Annotated in this window: 17 protein-coding genes, 1 tRNA gene and 1 riboswitch; of the genes, 7 read left to right on the top strand and 11 right to left on the bottom strand. The window is 58.4% G+C overall.

The features are described 5' to 3' along the window. The 4 genes from AAC083_RS11840 to alr form a co-directional block, all read left to right on the top strand. The coding region (locus AAC083_RS11840) for a chemotaxis protein CheB (RefSeq protein WP_308811008.1) at positions 1 to 574 on the top strand (574 nt) is incomplete at its 5' end. Between the two features lie 2 nt (positions 575 to 576). Next, positions 577 to 1,797: an EAL domain-containing response regulator gene (locus AAC083_RS11835; protein ID WP_108536698.1), complete on the top strand. Its 1,221-nt coding sequence runs from the start codon at positions 577 to 579 to the stop codon at positions 1,795 to 1,797. A gap of 122 nt (positions 1,798 to 1,919) precedes the next feature. Continuing rightward, positions 1,920 to 3,551, top strand: a complete 1,632-nt coding sequence (locus AAC083_RS11830) for a methyl-accepting chemotaxis protein (protein WP_108536697.1) — start codon at positions 1,920 to 1,922, stop codon at positions 3,549 to 3,551. A 440-nt stretch (positions 3,552 to 3,991) separates the two neighbouring features. After that, positions 3,992 to 5,146: an alanine racemase gene (alr, locus tag AAC083_RS11825; RefSeq protein WP_181364728.1), complete on the top strand. Its 1,155-nt coding sequence runs from the start codon at positions 3,992 to 3,994 to the stop codon at positions 5,144 to 5,146. A gap of 208 nt (positions 5,147 to 5,354) precedes the next feature. Here the strand turns inward: alr and AAC083_RS11820 are convergent. Both AAC083_RS11820 and AAC083_RS11815 read right to left on the bottom strand, forming a co-directional pair. Then, positions 5,355 to 5,442: transfer RNA gene (locus AAC083_RS11820), tRNA-Ser, on the bottom strand. 214 nt (positions 5,443 to 5,656) lie between these two features. Continuing rightward, positions 5,657 to 6,112 (bottom strand): YbjN domain-containing protein, encoded by a 456-nt coding sequence (locus AAC083_RS11815; protein WP_080741086.1) that lies wholly within the window; start codon positions 6,110 to 6,112, stop codon positions 5,657 to 5,659. A gap of 157 nt (positions 6,113 to 6,269) precedes the next feature. Here AAC083_RS11815 and AAC083_RS11810 point away from each other — a divergent pair, with 157 nt between their 5' ends. Further along, complete coding sequence (locus AAC083_RS11810) at positions 6,270 to 7,607, top strand: flavohemoglobin expression-modulating QEGLA motif protein (protein WP_108536695.1); 1,338 nt, start codon at positions 6,270 to 6,272, stop codon at positions 7,605 to 7,607. 58 nt (positions 7,608 to 7,665) lie between these two features. Here AAC083_RS11810 and AAC083_RS11805 read toward each other — a convergent pair whose 3' ends face one another. Together AAC083_RS11805 and AAC083_RS11800 are read right to left on the bottom strand one after the other, a co-directional pair. Beyond that, positions 7,666 to 8,247: a thymidine kinase gene (locus AAC083_RS11805; protein WP_042034326.1), complete on the bottom strand. Its 582-nt coding sequence runs from the start codon at positions 8,245 to 8,247 to the stop codon at positions 7,666 to 7,668. A gap of 86 nt (positions 8,248 to 8,333) precedes the next feature. Further along, positions 8,334 to 9,914, bottom strand: coding sequence for a Na+/H+ antiporter NhaC family protein (locus AAC083_RS11800; protein WP_108536694.1), 1,581 nt, complete (start codon positions 9,912 to 9,914; stop codon positions 8,334 to 8,336). Between the two features lie 86 nt (positions 9,915 to 10,000). Beyond that, a riboswitch (Lysine riboswitch) is annotated at positions 10,001 to 10,172 on the bottom strand. A gap of 321 nt (positions 10,173 to 10,493) precedes the next feature. Here AAC083_RS11800 and AAC083_RS11795 point away from each other — a divergent pair. Beyond that, complete coding sequence (locus AAC083_RS11795) at positions 10,494 to 10,898, top strand: H-NS family histone-like protein (RefSeq protein ID WP_042034328.1); 405 nt, start codon at positions 10,494 to 10,496, stop codon at positions 10,896 to 10,898. Positions 10,899 to 10,963: 65 nt separating this feature from the next. Here the strand turns inward: AAC083_RS11795 and AAC083_RS11790 are convergent, their stop codons facing one another. From AAC083_RS11790 to AAC083_RS11770, 5 genes are all read right to left on the bottom strand, one after another. Next, positions 10,964 to 11,530: a cob(I)yrinic acid a,c-diamide adenosyltransferase gene (locus AAC083_RS11790; RefSeq protein ID WP_108536693.1), complete on the bottom strand. Its 567-nt coding sequence runs from the start codon at positions 11,528 to 11,530 to the stop codon at positions 10,964 to 10,966. Further along, the gene (locus AAC083_RS11785) at positions 11,527 to 11,757 is read right to left on the bottom strand and encodes a DUF3820 family protein (RefSeq protein WP_042034330.1); all 231 of its coding nucleotides are present in this window, start codon (positions 11,755 to 11,757) and stop codon (positions 11,527 to 11,529) included. Before AAC083_RS11785 ends, AAC083_RS11790 begins: the two co-directional genes overlap by 4 nt. A 1-nt stretch (position 11,758) precedes the next feature. Further along, positions 11,759 to 12,430, bottom strand: coding sequence for a 7-carboxy-7-deazaguanine synthase QueE (queE, locus tag AAC083_RS11780; protein ID WP_181364727.1), 672 nt, complete (start codon positions 12,428 to 12,430; stop codon positions 11,759 to 11,761). Between the two features lie 61 nt (positions 12,431 to 12,491). Next, a complete protein-coding gene (gene queC / locus AAC083_RS11775; protein WP_108536691.1) occupies positions 12,492 to 13,181 on the bottom strand; it encodes a 7-cyano-7-deazaguanine synthase QueC in 690 nt (229 codons plus the stop codon). A gap of 21 nt (positions 13,182 to 13,202) precedes the next feature. Next, on the bottom strand, positions 13,203 to 13,856 hold the full coding sequence (locus tag AAC083_RS11770) for a tRNA-uridine aminocarboxypropyltransferase (RefSeq protein WP_181364726.1): 654 nt from the start codon (positions 13,854 to 13,856) through the stop codon (positions 13,203 to 13,205). Here AAC083_RS11770 and rrtA point away from each other — a divergent pair. Beyond that, positions 13,822 to 14,400, top strand: coding sequence for a rhombosortase (rrtA, locus tag AAC083_RS11765; RefSeq protein ID WP_258224666.1), 579 nt, complete (start codon positions 13,822 to 13,824; stop codon positions 14,398 to 14,400). The two genes, AAC083_RS11770 and rrtA, sit on opposite strands and share 35 nt — an antisense overlap. A 65-nt stretch (positions 14,401 to 14,465) precedes the next feature. Here the strand turns inward: rrtA and pyrF are convergent, their stop codons facing one another. After that, the gene (gene pyrF, locus AAC083_RS11760) at positions 14,466 to 15,167 is read right to left on the bottom strand and encodes an orotidine-5'-phosphate decarboxylase (RefSeq protein ID WP_108536688.1); all 702 of its coding nucleotides are present in this window, start codon (positions 15,165 to 15,167) and stop codon (positions 14,466 to 14,468) included. Positions 15,168 to 15,292: 125 nt separating this feature from the next. Next, positions 15,293 to 16,240, bottom strand: a 948-nt coding sequence (locus tag AAC083_RS11755; RefSeq protein ID WP_258224665.1) for a lipopolysaccharide assembly protein LapB, incomplete at its 5' end; no start/stop codon positions are given.

Raw genomic sequence — 16,240 nt, 5'->3', positions numbered from 1 at the left:
GGAGAGGATCATCGCGCTGGGGACTTCCACCGGGGGTACCCAGGCGCTGGAATACCTGCTCTCCCGCCTGCCCGCCAGCTGCCCGGGGCTGGCTATCGTGCAACACATGCCCGCCCGGTTTACCGCCTCCTTCGCCGAGCGGCTCAACAGCCTCTCCCAGCTGGAGGTAAAGGAAGCCGTCACCGGCGATCGCCTGCTGCCAGGCGTCGCCATCATAGCCCCGGGAGGCAAACACCTGCTGATCCAGCGCAGCGGTACCCAGTATCTGGCCGAGGTGAAAGAGGGGCCGCCGGTCTCCCGCCACTGTCCATCAGTGGACGTGCTGTTTCGCTCGGTGGCCGTTAGCGCGGGCCATAACGCACTTGGCGTCATCATGACCGGCATGGGAGACGACGGGGCCCGGGGCATGAAAGAGCTGCACGACACCGGGGCGCGCACCATAGCGCAGGATGAAGGCAGTTGCGTGGTGTTTGGCATGCCAAAAGAGGCCATCGCCCATGGCGGCGTGGATGACGTCATGTCACTCACACACATCACCCAGACGCTCAGCCGTCCCGATCTGCGAGGCGTGTAATTATGTTGTTGGAACAATGGCAAGGCCGCTGTGCCATAGTGGTGGATGACTCCCGCCCTCAGCAGTATGAGGTGACCTGCCTGTTGCAGGAGCTGGGGTTTGGCCAAATTCATGTGGCTCAAGACGGTCAGGATGCGCTGGACAAGTTGCAGCAACTGGAGCATATGGAGGTGCGCATCGATCTGCTGCTGACAGACCTCAACATGCCCGGCATGGACGGGGTAGAACTCATCAGCAACCTGGAAAAAAACACCCACTACCGGATGTTTGTCGCCGTCATGAGCGGGGTGGAGCAGGATGTGCTGGATGTGATCCACGCCATTGCCGATGCGGGCACCCTGGAGGTGATCGGCGTGCTGTCAAAGCCGCTCAAATCGAGCGATCTGTACAACATGCTGCAGCACTGCGACCCCCAGGTTCACAGGGAAAACAAGAAGTGGATGCAGCTCGCCTTCACCGCCAACGATGTGCAGCAGGCGCTGGACAACCGGCAACTGGTGCCCTTTTTGCAGCCCAAGATAACGATGGTGGATTCGCGCCTCTATGGCTTTGAAGCCCTGGTGCGCTGGCTCCATCCCGAACACGGCGTGATCCCGCCCGTCTGTTTCGTCCATCACCTGGAAGAGGGGCAATTGGCGCTGGATTTCTTTTATCACTTCCTGCACGCCGCCTGTGATGCGCTCACGGCACTGGCCACCCTGCCCTGCCCCGTCAGCTGTTCGATTAATTTGCCGGTGAGCCTTCTACTCACGGATAAGTTGGTCGAGAACATGATTGACATCGTGCAGGCACATCAACTGCCCTGTCACGCCATCATTATTGAAGTCACCGAAACCACCTTCATGTCCAATCTCTCCATCTCATTGGGCACGCTGGCGCGTTTGCGGCTCAGGGGGTTTGGCATCGCAATGGATGATTACGGCACCGGCTACTCCTCCATGAAGCAGTTATCCCGCTGCCCCTTCACCGAGATCAAGATAGATAAAGAATTTGTCCACGACGCCCATAGCAGCCCGAAGAAGCTGGCGATATTGACCTCAGCCATTGTCATGAGCCAGAAGCTCGGGCTCAAAACGGTGGCCGAAGGGGTTGAAAGCGAAGAGGACTGGCGGCAACTGGCCCAGCTGGGCTGTGAACTGGCCCAGGGCTATTACGTCAGTCGCCCGTTACCTGTGGCACAAATAGCGCCCTGGTTTGCCGAATGGCAAGCCAGAGTAAAATAAAGGGTGATATAACCAGAAGGCAGAAACGATATGGTGGTGCTCACCCGGCCAGGGGTGGGATGACAAGAGAGCAGTCGTAATCTCGCTGCAGGGAACGGACATAAAACAAGCATGAGGCTACTATGAACAATCTACTTCGCCAGATCTCCATCAAGACGCGGCTTATTGTTTCCTTTCTGTTGCTCAATCTCATCCTGCTCGGGGTGGGGCTCTACGGCAAACAGAACACCGCCAAAGTCGACGGCATGCTCAATAGCATGTATCTCAACAACCTGACCCCCATCGCCGACGTAGCCAACGCCAATATGCAGGCCATCTACCATAACCGGTCGCTGTTTGACTATGTCATCGAACCGACACAGCCCGGCATGGACAGGATCGCCAGCCAGATGGATGGCTACGAACAGAAGGTGAATACCTTGCTGAATAAATACCGGGCGACCTATCTGACCGCGCCGGAAAAAGCCGCGCTGGCGGAAATAGACAGAACCTGGTCGATTTACAAAGAGAGTGCAAAAAAGGCGATGGCCGCCAGCTATGTCAGTGACAACGACACCGCCCTCAAGCTGATGAAGGGGGACACCGCCACCAGCTTTCAGGTAGTCGACGACCAGCTCAGCAAGCTGGTGGACATCAATCAGGCGCTCGGCAAGCAGGCCTATGATGAGAGCGATGTCGTCGTTGCCGATATCACCACGACCACCTACACCATACTCGCGGGCTCCGTCATACTCTCCCTGTTGCTGGGCTGGCTACTCAGCAACAGCATCAATATGCCGTTGACCGCCATCATGGGCGAGCTGAAGCAACTGGCGCAAGGGCATCTCACGGCGCAAGACAGTGCGGAAGGCAACGATGAGCTGACCCAGATGCAACAAGCCATGAGCAGCACCCGCCAAAGCTTGCGTGACATTGTCACGACTATGCAGCACGCCGCCGAAGGGCTGACCGCCAGCTCTTCCCAACTGGTCGCCGCCGCCCAGCAGGTCAACACCAGCTCCCAGCAACAATCTCTGGCGACCGCCAACACAGCCGCGTCGGTCGAAGAGCTGACCACTTCCGTCTCCCAGCTCTCCTCCTTCGCCAACCAGGCCAACAGCGTGGTGGTCCAGTCAGGGGAGATCGCCCATGCCGGTGAAGAGCAGGTCAAGCACGCCTCGCAAGAGGTGCTCAGGGTCACCACAGCCGTCAACGACTCGGCCAAACAGGTGCAGGGGCTGTTCGATGACATCACCCGCATCAGCCAGATTTCGGTGATGATCCAGGGGGTGGCGGACCAGACCAACCTGCTGGCACTCAACGCCGCCATCGAGGCAGCCCGGGCCGGTGACATGGGCCGTGGCTTTGCCGTGGTCGCCGACGAGGTGCGCACCCTGGCAGCGCGGACGACCCAGGCGACGCAAGAGATCAACGAGATGCTCAAGTCGATCCAGCAGGGGGCCACAGGGGCGGTCAAGGGAATGAATACCTGTGCCGACAGCATGAGCCGGGTGCGAGAAACCACAGACAGCTCCAGCGATACCATGGCCCAGGTGGATCAGAGCTCTCGCAAGGTGGTAGGCCTCATCCAGGAGATCAGCTCCATGCTCCATGAGCAGGCCGCCGCCAGCCAGCTGATTGCCCAGTCGGTCGAGGAGATTGCCCAGATGTCGCTGGAGAACGTATCCGCCGCCGAGAGCGTCAACCACGATGCCTCCCAGCTGACCGACATCATCCATCAACTCAACAAGGGCATCGGTTTCTTCAAGGTGTAGCTGGTCAACAGGGCTGCCATCCCGGCAGCCCTGCTTTTTCCCCTCCTCCGCGCCTTCATCCGGCCAGTCTCGCCCCCCATCCCTGTCAAAACGTCTCAACACGCATAATACCCGACCCCAACTCACTGAAACGCCACATTAACCCCTGCCTGTGGAGGGTCATAACCAGTGATAAATATCGTGTGATAGGGAGCAAAAGAAAGCATCGGGAAGCATATTTATACAGAGGAATATCCCGTATTCATGCCATTACTTCACTCCTATTCGCCACATAATTTACCAAACAAAAAACAACTGATAACATAACTGTACATTTCAAAGCATATAAAACAACATCCGCTGCGCGGTCTGCGGCGACCTGACCCAAGGCGTTCAGGCCAGCGGGTCAAGATTGAGATAAACAGCCAACCCCGAACCTCATCGAGCAGACACCCGAACCCATGATGAACACAGTTACGGCCAGCATCGATGTCGATGCGCTCCATCACAATTTTGCCGTCGTGCGGCGCCACGCCCCCCACAGCAAGATCATCGCAGTCATCAAGGCCAACGCCTATGGCCATGGCCTGCTGCAGGTCGCCAACACCCTGGTCCAGGCAGATGCCTATGCGGTGGCACGACTCGAAGAGGCGCTGGTACTGCGTGCAAATGCCATCACCAAACCCATTCTGGTGCTGGGTGGCTTCTTCTCGGCCGAGGCGCTCTCCCTGCTGGCAGCCCAGGAGTTGCAGACCACACTGCACACCTGGGAGCAGTTGGCGCTGCTCGAACGGGCCCAATTGCCGGCCCCCGTCAGGGTCTGGCTCAAGCTCGATACCGGGATGAACCGGCTGGGCGTGAGGGAGCAGGAGCTGCCCGCCTTTATCGAGCGCCTTGGCCGATGCAAAAACGTGGTGCAGCCTTTTCATCTGATGACCCATTTCAGCCAGTCCGACGAGCAGGATAGCCAAGCCACCCAGCAGCAAATCGAGGCGTTCAAGATGCTCACCGCCCACCTGCCGGGCGAGAAGGCCATGGCCAACTCGGCAGGGATCCTGGCCTGGCCGGATTCACGTAGCGACTGGATAAGACCTGGCATCATGCTTTATGGCGCTTCCCCCTTCGGAGGCCAGCTGGCCTCCGATCATGGGCTGCGCCCCGTCATGACCCTCAAGAGTCAGCTAATCGCCATCAGAAAGTGCAAGCGGGGAGAATCGGTTGGATATGGCGCCCATTGGGTGGCCCATCGCGACACCACCCTCGGGGTGGTCGCGGTCGGCTATGGAGACGGTTATCCGCGCATGGCTCCCGAGGGGACGCCCATGCTCGTCAACGATCGCCGGGTGCCCATCGTCGGCCGGGTTGCCATGGACATGATCACGGTCGACCTCGGGCCACAGGCCAGCGATCAGTGCGGGGATGAGGTGATCCTGTGGGGCGAGGGCCTGCCGGTGGAACAGGTGGCAGAGAAGATAGGGACTATCCCCTATGAACTGCTGACCCGCCTCACCTCCCGGGTGTCCGTCGCGCTTGCCCAGCCCTGCGCCAAGGCACTGTCGCAGGCAGACGCTGACATGCCCTCATATGCTGGCTACGCCCTGCGAGCCACGGCTTAACACAGGATCTCTCATCTCAATTCGGGAGACATGAGGCATAGCGGCAACGAGCAAAAGAGCAGCAGGGCAGTGACGCCCGCGCTCGGTGAAGGAGCATCCCCCGGCAGGCAGTGAAAGACGACGAGCCTGCCCCCTGGATACGGGTCGCACCAGCGATCACGGGAAAAAACAAAAGGGCCTGTCTGTCGACAGGCCCTTTTGTTTTATTTGGCGGTGAGGGAGGGATTCGAACCCTCGATACGTTGCCGTATACACACTTTCCAGGCGTGCTCCTTCAGCCACTCGGACACCTCACCAATTTGTTTTAGTCATGAGCTCGTGCTTGCCAAGAGCATTGCTCTGGCAGCCACTCGGGCACATCACCAAATTCTGGTCTGTTGTTTAACGTGTTCAGCCAACACAGTGTTCATGGCGCTGTTGCGCTGGAACGGGGCGTAATTTAGGGGAAAGCCCCGCCGGCGTCAACGGTTTTTTTTACCTGACGAATCGTTCGCACATTTAACGCACAAATCAGTGCACGCACTCCGGCGCGACCTGGATCTCGGGCAGGTTCAGGAAGCCAAGGCGCTCGCATTCGGACACCACTTCATGGGTCGCGGCCGTGGTGCTTTCGACAAACAGCAGGAACTGTTCCACGGAGAGACCCGCCTTGGTAAACACTGTGTGGCCCACGATGAGGCGCGGCAGGTTGTCATCAATGATGTCGAGGAACACCTTGAGCGACGGATATTGCATGTTGAGGCGACCCAGTTCGGCCATCAGCGGCAGCAGCGAGGAAGGACGCACTTCCAGCTCGGATGAAAACAGCAGCCCTTCCTCTTCGACAAAGATCCGGCTCTCCTGAATGCCGTCGACGGACTGCAGGGAGACAATGTGGATGCCATGACACTGATCGCAGACATAGTGCTCGATACGAGCCTGCTGCAACCAACGCATTATCATTTCAGAGCTGGGGATATTCATCATTTCCACGACACGATAAGGATCAAGGGGCGCAGTCTAAACCAATTTTCCGGCAACCAAAAGTGCAGTGGCCGGATAAGCTGGGCGCCAGCTTCTTTTTGGCAAGCACTATGCATATACTCAGTTATTCTCGCCCCACCTTCCCCCCGCAGAAGGCCTGATGACCATCCAAGAAAAGTACCGCCTGCATCTGAAATCCTTGTCGGATGAACTGCTGGCCTTGCAAAAGCCCATTCGCATTCTGGATGCCATCAAGTGGCCCCGTCATCTCCAGGCCGATTTTCTGGCCAACGGAGGACGCGCACTGCCCGCCATCGATCAGCACTTCTACGATGCCCTGCCCCTCGGCTTCGATCCCCGCAACAAGTATCTTGAACTCAAGGAGTTGCGGGACAGGATCCGGCGCCGGCTGGGCCCTCGGGATGATCTGGGCCGCATACTGCAAGAGACGGTCGATCAGTACATGGTGGTGATCGAGATGCTGCGCCAACGCGGACAGCCTGATTTCTTGCGCTACAGCCAGCTGCTGTACGGCTCGGCCAGTGATCACCTGCGCGGCGATCGCAAGACCCTCAGGGAGCTGGGAGCCCGCTTGTGCGACATCTTCTCCCTGCCTGGTGCCCGCCATCTGGTGCGCCCCTATCCCAAGGAATTTGAAGGGGAAGCAGCGGTCGCCAAGCTGCAGGGCAAACTGTCGAGCTATTTCAGCGATGGCACGGTGCAGGTCAAGCTGAGCGATGGCATCGTCTCGGATGCCGCCGCCGGCAGCGATTACATCAAGCTCAATTCCCACGCCCGTTTCTCCGAGCTGGACCTGCAGGTACTGGAGGTGCACGAAGGCTGGGTGCACGTGGGCACCACCCTCAACGGCCGCCAGCAACCCTACGCCACCTGGCTCAGCGCTGGCTCGCCGCGTATCACCGCCTGTCAGGAGGGGTTGGCGGTCCTGATCGAAACGCTCACCTTCAGCTCCTTTCCGGATCGGGCCAAGCGCATCTCGGATCGCGTGATAGCCATCGACATGGCGGAGCGCGGCGCCGACTTTATCGAGGTGTTCCAGCATTTTGTGGCGCAGGGCACCAGCGAACACGACGCCTACATGATCACCCAGCGGGTGTTTCGCGGCGGCGTGGTTGGCGGCGGTGCCTGCTTCACCAAGGATCTCTCCTACGTGCGCGGCTACGTGGAGACGGTCAACTTCATCCGCAGCGCTGTGCTGGAAGGGGTCCCCGAAATCCTGCCCATGCTGTTCGTCGGCAAGGTGACCCTGGACGACATTCCTGTGCTCTATCAGCACTATCTGGAGGGGCTGATCGATGCTCCCCGCTACCTGCCTCCCATGTTTCGCGATCTCACCGGGCTCTACGTCTGGTTCGGCTTCGCCTCGGGCATGTCACTGGTGGACATAGGCCGGGTCCAGCAACATTTTCGCCAGCTGTTCCATCGTCTGCCGGTGGCCGATCCCATCATTGCGCCGGTGGATATCGAGATCGACTGAGTCGTAAACAAACAAGAAGGGCGCCAGATTGGCGCCCTTCTCTCTTATCGCGGCCCGATCACTTGTAGGCCCGCCCTTCCAGATAGTGCTTGCGGCACAACGACACATAGCGATCGTTGCCACCGATTTCCACCTGCTCACCATCCCGCATCACCTGGCCAGCAGCGCTAACCCGCGAGTTCATGTGCGCCTTGTTGCCACACCAGCAGATGCTTTTCAGCTCTTCGAACTTGTCGGCAAGACAGAGCAGATGATAGGAGCCCGGGAACAGCTCCCCCCGAAAGTCGGTCTTGAGGCCATAGGCCATCACGGGAATATCCTGCTCGTCGACGATGCGCGCCAGTTGGTAAACCTGCTCGCGGGTCAAGAACTGGGCCTCGTCGACGATGAACACATCGATACGCTTCTGGGCATGGCGCGCCTTCACCATCTCGAACAGATCGCAACTGTCACTGAACACATCCACCTTCAGCTCCAATCCCACCCGGGCACTGATCACCCCCACGCCGAAGCGGTCATCAATGGCCGGTGTCATGGCCAGGGGCTGCATGCCCCGCTCCAGATAATTGAAGTGGGCCTGAATGAGCTGGGTGGATTTGCCTGAATTCATGGTGGCAAATTTGTAGTGCAGTGAAGCCATGGTGTTGTTCCGAAACTGAATTTATGGAGCGCATGCTAACCAAAGCCCCTGCCAAAACCAAGGGGCCCGTGGGCCCCTTGTTCTATTTATGCCATAGCCAGCGCTCGATGGCGCCGAGCCTTGCGCAGATGATAACCGGAGAAGATCACAAACCAGAGCCCGCTGACGGTAAAGCCCGCCAGCACGGAATGCATCAGCCCCATGACCAGGTAACCGAGCGCAGCACCGAAGGCGATGGCCAGCGCATAGGGCAGTTGGGTCATCACGTGATCGATGTGATGGCACCCTGCCCCCGTGGCCGACAGGATACTGGTACTCGAGATGGGCGAGCTGTGATCGCCAAACACCGAGCCTGCCAGCACGGCGGCCAGCATCGGCAACATCAGGCTGATGTCGCTGGCGGCAGCCATGTCACCGGCCAGCGGCAGCATGATGCCGAAGGTGCCCCAGCTGGTGCCGGTGGCAAACGCCATGGCACAGGAGAGGATAAACACCACGGCTGGCAACACTTCGGTCGGCAGGTTGCCGTTGGCCATGGAGGCCAGGTACTTGCCGGTTTCCACGTCGCGCACCACGGCACCGATAGCCCAGGCGAACAACAATATGTTGATGGCAGGCAGCATGGCCATGACCCCTTGTGGCGCGGCCTTAATCCAGTTATTCGCACCGAGCTTGAGGCGCATGGCCAGACCGATGGAGACCACCAAGCTGCACAGAGCGCCATAGACCAGAGAAGAACCGACGTTGGTATTCTCGAACGAGCCGAGCACGCTGAACGGCAGCCCTTGTTCGCTCAACGCGGCGGCACCGGAGTGGACCATGAAATAGATGGTGGCGACGGTCAGGGTCAGGATCGGCAATACCATGTCGATCATGCCGCCGTTGCTCTCTTCCGGGCTCTCCATATCCAGACCGATGGGGCGGCCCTTGGACTCGTCCCACAGCTTGCCTGCCAGCGCCCACTCTTCGTGTTGACGCATGGGGCCGATATCGAGCTGGAACGCGATCACCACCAGCACCATGACCAGGGTGAACACGGCGTAGAGGTTCATCGGGATCATCTCGACAAAGGCGGAGATGGGGCTCTGATCTGTCAGACCGTGCGCCGCCATGATGCCGCCCACGAGGGCAATGATGTAGGCTCCCCAGGAGGAGATGGGCATCAGTACGCAGACGGGCGCCGCGGTGGAGTCCAGCAGATAGGCCAGCTTGGCGCGGGAGATCTGGAAGCGGTCGGTGACCGGACGGCAGATGGCCCCCACCGACAGACTGTGGAAGAAGTCATCGATGAAGAAGGCAAACACCATCATGCCGGTGAGCGCCTTGGCCCCCTTACGGGTCTTGGCACGACGCTCAGCCCACTCGGCGAAGGCGCGGGTCGCACCGGAAACGCTCATCAGACTGATGAGGCCGCCCAGCAGCAGCATGAACAGGATCATGTTGACGTTGTCACTATTGAGTGCACCGTCGACCCAGAAGATCTTGAGCACAGTGTTCAACATGTAATGCAGGGAATCGAGCGGAGAAAACTGATTGAGCAACAGACTACCGGCAACAATACCAACGCCCAGCGACACCAGGACGCGGCGTGTGATGATCGCCAGAGCGACGGCCAGTAAAGGGGGAATGACAGACCAACCGGAGTCGGCGTAATGAATGATGTCCATGATCTCTTTACACCTAAAGACAGCAGGTGGAGATCTACCGAGAGGATAAAGAAACAAAACCCATGGGGAGGTTATACTCCTCAGCCCCTTCAGGTAGCGCTCCATAGTGGATGACTATGGCAGTCCTGCACCTGTTCGATGCAGAACCAGCAGCCCGGTATGATGGCCTGGCCACTTCGGCGCTGACTCCTTTCGTTGTGCATCACAGGCATCACCCTCCGCACAAGTACTTATAGGCAGCGCGCCTCTACTTAAAGGTATTCGAGGCACATTTTATCGCGCTGGCACGTTATAGCAAGTTTTTTGATTAAATCCCCATGCAGGGCGTTTAAAAATGGCGAAATGGTAGTCAAACGGTGCAATTATTTCGATTTTGTCGCTATTTTCATCTATTCAGAACTCAGTCGAGTATTATGTAGGTCAATATCGCTGGATCCTGCCTGAATCCGAAATAGCTCACTTAATTTTCATGCTGAATTTATTATTTCGCTTATCTTGACTTAATAGTAATCTGCCGTATAAATTACACAAAATTACTCTTTTTATTTAATTCACTCCTTTGCTCGCGTGGTGGACACTATGAACGAATTTTTGAAAGTACTGCTGAATATCCGTAGCTTGCGCGCAGCGTGCCGTGAGCTCACTCTGGAGCAATTGGAAGAGGGGATGGAAAAACTCTCTGCTATTGTTACCGAACGTCAGCAAGATGAATCCGCTGATCGTCAGGCCCGTGAAGAGCATCAGCGCAAGATTAACGAATATGCCGAAATGCTGAAAGCCGCCGGCATTGACCCTGCCGAACTGGTGGGAACCGTTGCCACTGAACCGGCCAAAGCCGCGAAAAGCAAGCGCGCCCCTCGCCCGGCCAAATATCGCTATCTGGATAACGGCGTTGAAAAAACCTGGACCGGTCAGGGCCGCATGCCGTCCGCGATTGCCAAGGCCGTTGCCGACGGTAAATCCGTCGAAGAATTTGCCATCTGATCAGGTAAACGACCTCCAATAAAAAAACCTCGCACTGCGAGGTTTTTTTTATGCCGGATGTCAGCTCATCGACTCCGTTCTGTCGCCTTGACCCAGAGCACTTCTGGCGTCGCGGTACAGGCCAGCAGATAGCGGGCTATGGTGAAGAACCAGTCACTCAGCCGGTTGATATAAGGCAGGATAGCGGGATTGATCTGCTCTGCACGGCTCAGACTCAGCAGCAGGCGCTCACAGCGACGGGTCAGGGTGCGCACTACATGGGCTTGCGCCGCTGCCCGGGAACCACTGGGCAAAATGAAATTGCGCAGCACGGGTAAATTGGCGCTGTAGTCATCAATTTGCCGCTCCAGTCGCAACGTCCACGCATTATTCACCTGCCAGATGGCCTCCTGCTGACCATCGCTGGAAAATGCCAGTTCACCACCCAGATCGAACAACTCTTGTTGTAACAATAACAGGTCGGCTAATAAGCCGGTTTCAGTGGCAGGAACCTCGGCAATGAGTAGACCTATATGAGAATTTAATTCATCAATATAACCATAGGTTTCCACCCGCATATCATCCTTGGCCAATTGCACACCATCGGCCAACCGGGTCATACCTTTATCACCCTGCCTTGTATATATTCTCATACCGACATCCTGTTAATAATGGGAACAATCATGGATTCGAGCCCGTTGAGCTTGATCTCATAGGCAAGGGCCAGCGTCTGGCCCAACGCGCCAGCGGGAAAGCCGGTACGGGCCATCCACACCAGATAGGGTTCAGGAATATCTATGATGCGCCGCCCCTGATATTTGCCGTAAGGCATCTTGTGGGTCAGGGTCAACAACACCCGCTCGTCAGACAGCCACTCCATATTAATCTATGTCCAAATATTTATGGGTCTGGATGGAGAGCCGCCAGTTACGGGCGATGCAGGTGGCCATCGCCAGCTGGGTGGCTCTGGGCTTCTGGCTGATAGGTTGCAGCGCAATCACCACGTCTGGGCGCAAGGTGGCGGTCGCCAGCAGGGCATCCAGCTCCTCGATATGGCGCTCAGTGGCCACTGGATGCTTGATCTCGTTGGCACGCTCAAGGGCAGATATCAGCACGGGCAGTCCCCCCTTCATACCAATCTTGGGCGAAACCGTGACCCAGGTATTGGCGTGGGTCTGGATCTCGCTGGTACCGCTGGTTTCGATCTGCACCTGATAGCCGGCTGCCAGCAAGGCACAGGAGAGCGCCTGCAAGTCATACAGACAAGGCTCACCCCCGGTGATCACCACATGCCGGGCCTGATAACCGAGCTGCTGGAAACTGGCCAGGATCTGCTCAGTGTTCATCTTGCTCCAACCATCGGATTCATTGGAACAGTCGAGCACCGCCTGAACCCCCACTTCACGAGCGGGATCGACAATCCAGGTATGACGGGTATCGCACCAGGGACAACCCACAGGGCAGCCTTGCAGGCGAACGAAAATGGCGGGCAGGCCGGTGAAGATGCCCTCCCCCTGAATGGTCTGGAATATCTCGTTGATTGGGTAGTGCATCTCGGTCACGGCTTGTTGCAAAAGTCGCGGATTATACCCCAAGCGAGGGCAAGACGCAGGCTCACAGTCCGCTTTTCTCGTACAGCCGAGCCATGATACCCGCCTTGTCGGCCAGATACAGGTTCAACCCCCGGCTACGCAGTTCACAGGCAGGACAGGTGCCACAACCATCGCCAGCGATGCCGTTGTAGCAAGTCAGCGTCTGCTGGCGCACCGTTTCCAGGTGACCATAGTGATCCGCCAGCGCCCAGGTTTCGGCCTTGTCGAGCCACATCAGCGGAGTATCGAAGCGAATGCCGCGACCCAGCCCCAGGGAGACCGCCTGATTGAGCGCCTTGACGAACTCGTCGCGGCAGTCCGGGTAGCCGGAGAAATCGGTCTCGCACACCCCGGTGATCACCGATTCGGCGCCCACCTGGTAGGCATAGATGGAGGCCAGGGTCAGAAACAGTATGTTGCGACCCGGCACGAAGGTATTGGGCAGACCATTGTCCTGCAGCTCACAGCGGACCGGAATGTCATCCCGGGTCAGGGCCGAGACCGCCAGTTCATTGAGCAGGGTCACGTCCATCACCTTGTGGGCGGCAATACCAAGCGCACTGGCCAGTCGGCGAGCCGTCTCAATCTCCTCCCGATGGCGCTGGCCATAGTCGAAGGTAATGGCGTGCACCTCGTCATAATGGGCCAGAGCCTGCACCAGACAGGTGGTACTGTCCTGCCCACCACTGAATACCACAACGGCTTTTTTCACTTTTTCACTCCTTCAGGCAGTTCAAGTACGGCGACCTTGTGCAAAGTCATGCCACTGCCGGTTTAAATGGGTAAAGAGGTTCATCAGCGGGGCGAAGCGCGCGGGCTCACCCTCCCACTGGGATAACAGATGGTAGCCCGCCTCCAGGGTCGACAACGCCTCGGGAAACGGCTTCTTGCGAATGGAGTACTGGCCCGGTATGGCACCGAGCTTGATCCTGGGCAGCCGCAGCAGGGCCGGATTGCTGTGCAAGATGCGATACGCCTTGCGCCAGGTGCCATCGAGCAGCAAAAAGCAGACCTGACGGTGCTCCCCCGCCTGGCGCAGTTGATCGCGCACCTGATCCAGCCCCAGCGCATGTTCGTCAGGCCAGAGCAGATAGCAGTGCACCTTGGGATCCGCCAGCAAGGCATTGAGCCAATGTGCCTCGGCAAAATCCTCCCCGACATGAATGCTGGCGCGGGTGAGGGAGGCGGCCAGCAGGGCGGCAGTCCCCTTGGGATGCCCCGCTTCGCTCGGATGCTGCAAAATATGGAGGGGAGCAAGATGAGACACCTGCTGAATATAATCACACAGACAGGCTTTGAGTGCTCTGGCGCAACGTGTACAGTATCGACTGTTCTTGTCGTTGGGCTGTTTCATGTCGTCAGAAAAATCAGGATTGCTCTGGGTCATCACGCTTTCACTCGCCAGCTTGTTGCTTTTCTTCACAGTACCGAATCATTTACTCTCCTTCGAACGCGCCCTGATCGCCCAAGGCGAAGGGTGGCGCATCATAACAGGCAATCTGGCCCACACCAATTTATGGCACCTGCTGCTCAACCTGAGTGGCCTGTGCGTGATCTACAGCCTGTTTCGCGAATACCTGACGGGCTGCCGCCTGCCGGTATTACTGCTGTTACTGGGGTGCGCGGTCGGTGTCGGCATCTGGTGGTTATGCCCGCAGACCCAGTGGTACATGGGGCTGTCGGGAGCCTTGCACGGCCTGTTCGTGTGGGGAGCCTTGCAGGACATCCGCTATCGCCGCTATTCGGGCTGGCTGATGCTGTTGGGGGTGGTCATCAAGCTCGGAGTGGACTTCTACAGCGCGGGCGAGAGCCCGGCTTCTGCACTGATTGGTGCCCGGGTTCACATCGAATCACATCTGATTGGCTCGGTGGCGGGCCTGCTGCTCGGCCTGTTGCCCGTCAGTCTCGGCAGTCAGGCCATCAAGGAGTGATGGCGCCCAACACCAGGCTGCCTTGACCAAAAAAACAGGCCGGGGGTGTACCCGGCCTTCAAATTTTAACGCCCAGTCAGCTCCGCATTGATGCTTGACAACATGGCGGCGGGATCGTCTGCCTGGGTGATGGGGCGACCTATGACCAGATAGTCGGCGCCGGCTTGCATCGCAGCCAGCGGCGTCATCACCCGGCGTTGATCCCCGGCCGCAGACCCGGTGGGGCGAATACCCGGGGTCACCAGCTTGAAGTCGGCGCCGAGCAAGGCCTTGAGATCACGAGCCTCATTGGCGGAGCAGACCACCCCATCCAGCCCGGCTGCCTTGGTCAATGTGGCGAGCCGGATCACCTGCTCAGCCGGGCTCACGTCCAGACCAAGCGGCGCCATGTCGGATTGCTCCATGCTGGTCAGCACTGTCACCCCAATAAGCAGCGGCGCCTTGTCGCCATAGGGCAGCAACGCCTCTCTGGCAGCACGCATCATTCGCTCGCCACCACTGGCATGGACGTTGACCATCCAGACTCCCAGCTCGGCACTGGCGGCCACGGCCTTGGCCACGGTATTGGGAATGTCGTGAAACTTCAGATCCAGAAACACATCAAATCCCTTGGCCACCAGCTGACGCACAAACTGGGGGCCAAACAGGGTAAACATCTCCTTGCCCACCTTGAGGCGGCACTGGGCCGGAGAGATACGTTCAATGAACGCGAAGGCATCGGCCTCGTGCTGATAATCCAGCGCGACCAGTACTTTGGGATCTAGCATCTCACTTCCTATTGATTGTTGTTCACCATCTGGGCGTGGCGTCACCATCCAGGCCCAGGCTCAACCTGATAACACCGCAGCGGCACTTGCCGCACCCGGCATCTCACTTTCAATTGATTTGGCTCTTACTCGCCGTCCAGGCCGCGGATCGGCTTGATGGATCCCCACTGACGGCAGGATGGGCACTGCCAGAACAGCGAGTGGGTGGCAAAGCCGCACTGCCGACACTTGTGGGTAGATTTGATCTTGATCTGTTCGCCAACCAGTTGCTGCAGCAACTCCAGGCTCTCCTTGGCAGGCCCCTCCTCCGCACTGGCCAGCTGGAAGCCCACCAGCTGGTAGAAACCCTTCATGGAAGGATGACGGCGCAGCTGGCGCAGCACCAACGCGCGGGCCTGACTCAGGCCATCACGCTCCTCCACCAGTTTGGCAAGGGCCAGGGTCACGCTGACGCCGGCGTGATCCTCCACCGCCTGTTCCAGCAAGGGAATGAGCTCGAGAGAGCGGCCCTGGCGCTGATAGCATTCGGTGAGCCAGGGGATGGCCTCGGAAGCAAAGTCGATGTCCTGCTCGAACACCCGCAGCAGATCCTTGCTTGCCTGCTCATACTGCCCCGCCGCCATCGCCAGTTCGGCCAGTCGCAGGCTGGCACGGGCACACGCTGGATTGACACCCAGCGCCCGCTTGAGCTTGGCAAGCCCCGCAGGCTTGTCGCCGTCGCGCAATGCACTGTCTGCCTGCTCGCAATAGAAATGCGAGATGGGATCGGCCAGCTTCTTGCCCTGATACTTTTGCAACCGCACTGCGACCTCAATGGCCTTGTCCCAGTCACGTAACTGCTGATGGATGATCAGCAACTGGGCCAGCGCCGTCTCTTCATAGTCGCCGTCTTCGCACAGCTCGTTCCAGAGCGCCTCGGCTCTATCCAGCAAGCCTGCTGCCAGGAAGTCGCGCGCGAGCTCCTGCAGCGCGAGCTGGCGCTGTTCACGGGTCAGCTCACGGGTCACCAGGTTTTGGTGGATTTTGATGGCTCGGTCAACCTCGCCACGCTGACGAAACAGATTGCCAAGCGA

Origin of the sequence: Aeromonas sp. HMWF014, from assembly GCF_963878295.1 — a bacterium.
Taxonomy (GTDB): domain Bacteria; phylum Pseudomonadota; class Gammaproteobacteria; order Enterobacterales; family Aeromonadaceae; genus Aeromonas; species Aeromonas popoffii.
This window is presented reverse-complemented; position numbering and strand designations above follow the sequence as displayed.

Excerpts from the sequence above, each read along its gene's own strand:
- AAC083_RS11835 (WP_108536698.1), top strand. The coding sequence starts at position 577 with ATGTTGTTGGAACAATGGCAAGGCCGCTGTGCCATAGTGGTGGATGAC.
- AAC083_RS11830 (WP_108536697.1), top strand. The coding sequence starts at position 1,920 with ATGAACAATCTACTTCGCCAGATCTCCATCAAGACGCGGCTTATTGTT.
- alr (WP_181364728.1), top strand. The coding sequence starts at position 3,992 with ATGATGAACACAGTTACGGCCAGCATCGATGTCGATGCGCTCCATCAC.
- AAC083_RS11815 (WP_080741086.1), bottom strand. The coding sequence starts at position 6,112 with ATGATGAATATCCCCAGCTCTGAAATGATAATGCGTTGGTTGCAGCAG.
- AAC083_RS11810 (WP_108536695.1), top strand. The coding sequence starts at position 6,270 with ATGACCATCCAAGAAAAGTACCGCCTGCATCTGAAATCCTTGTCGGAT.
- AAC083_RS11805 (WP_042034326.1), bottom strand. The coding sequence starts at position 8,247 with ATGGCTTCACTGCACTACAAATTTGCCACCATGAATTCAGGCAAATCC.
- AAC083_RS11800 (WP_108536694.1), bottom strand. The coding sequence starts at position 9,914 with ATGGACATCATTCATTACGCCGACTCCGGTTGGTCTGTCATTCCCCCT.
- AAC083_RS11795 (WP_042034328.1), top strand. The coding sequence starts at position 10,494 with ATGAACGAATTTTTGAAAGTACTGCTGAATATCCGTAGCTTGCGCGCA.
- AAC083_RS11790 (WP_108536693.1), bottom strand. The coding sequence starts at position 11,530 with ATGAGAATATATACAAGGCAGGGTGATAAAGGTATGACCCGGTTGGCC.
- AAC083_RS11785 (WP_042034330.1), bottom strand. The coding sequence starts at position 11,757 with ATGGAGTGGCTGTCTGACGAGCGGGTGTTGTTGACCCTGACCCACAAG.
- queE (WP_181364727.1), bottom strand. The coding sequence starts at position 12,430 with ATGCACTACCCAATCAACGAGATATTCCAGACCATTCAGGGGGAGGGC.
- rrtA (WP_258224666.1), top strand. The coding sequence starts at position 13,822 with ATGTCGTCAGAAAAATCAGGATTGCTCTGGGTCATCACGCTTTCACTC.
- AAC083_RS11770 (WP_181364726.1), bottom strand. The coding sequence starts at position 13,856 with ATGACCCAGAGCAATCCTGATTTTTCTGACGACATGAAACAGCCCAAC.
- pyrF (WP_108536688.1), bottom strand. The coding sequence starts at position 15,167 with ATGCTAGATCCCAAAGTACTGGTCGCGCTGGATTATCAGCACGAGGCC.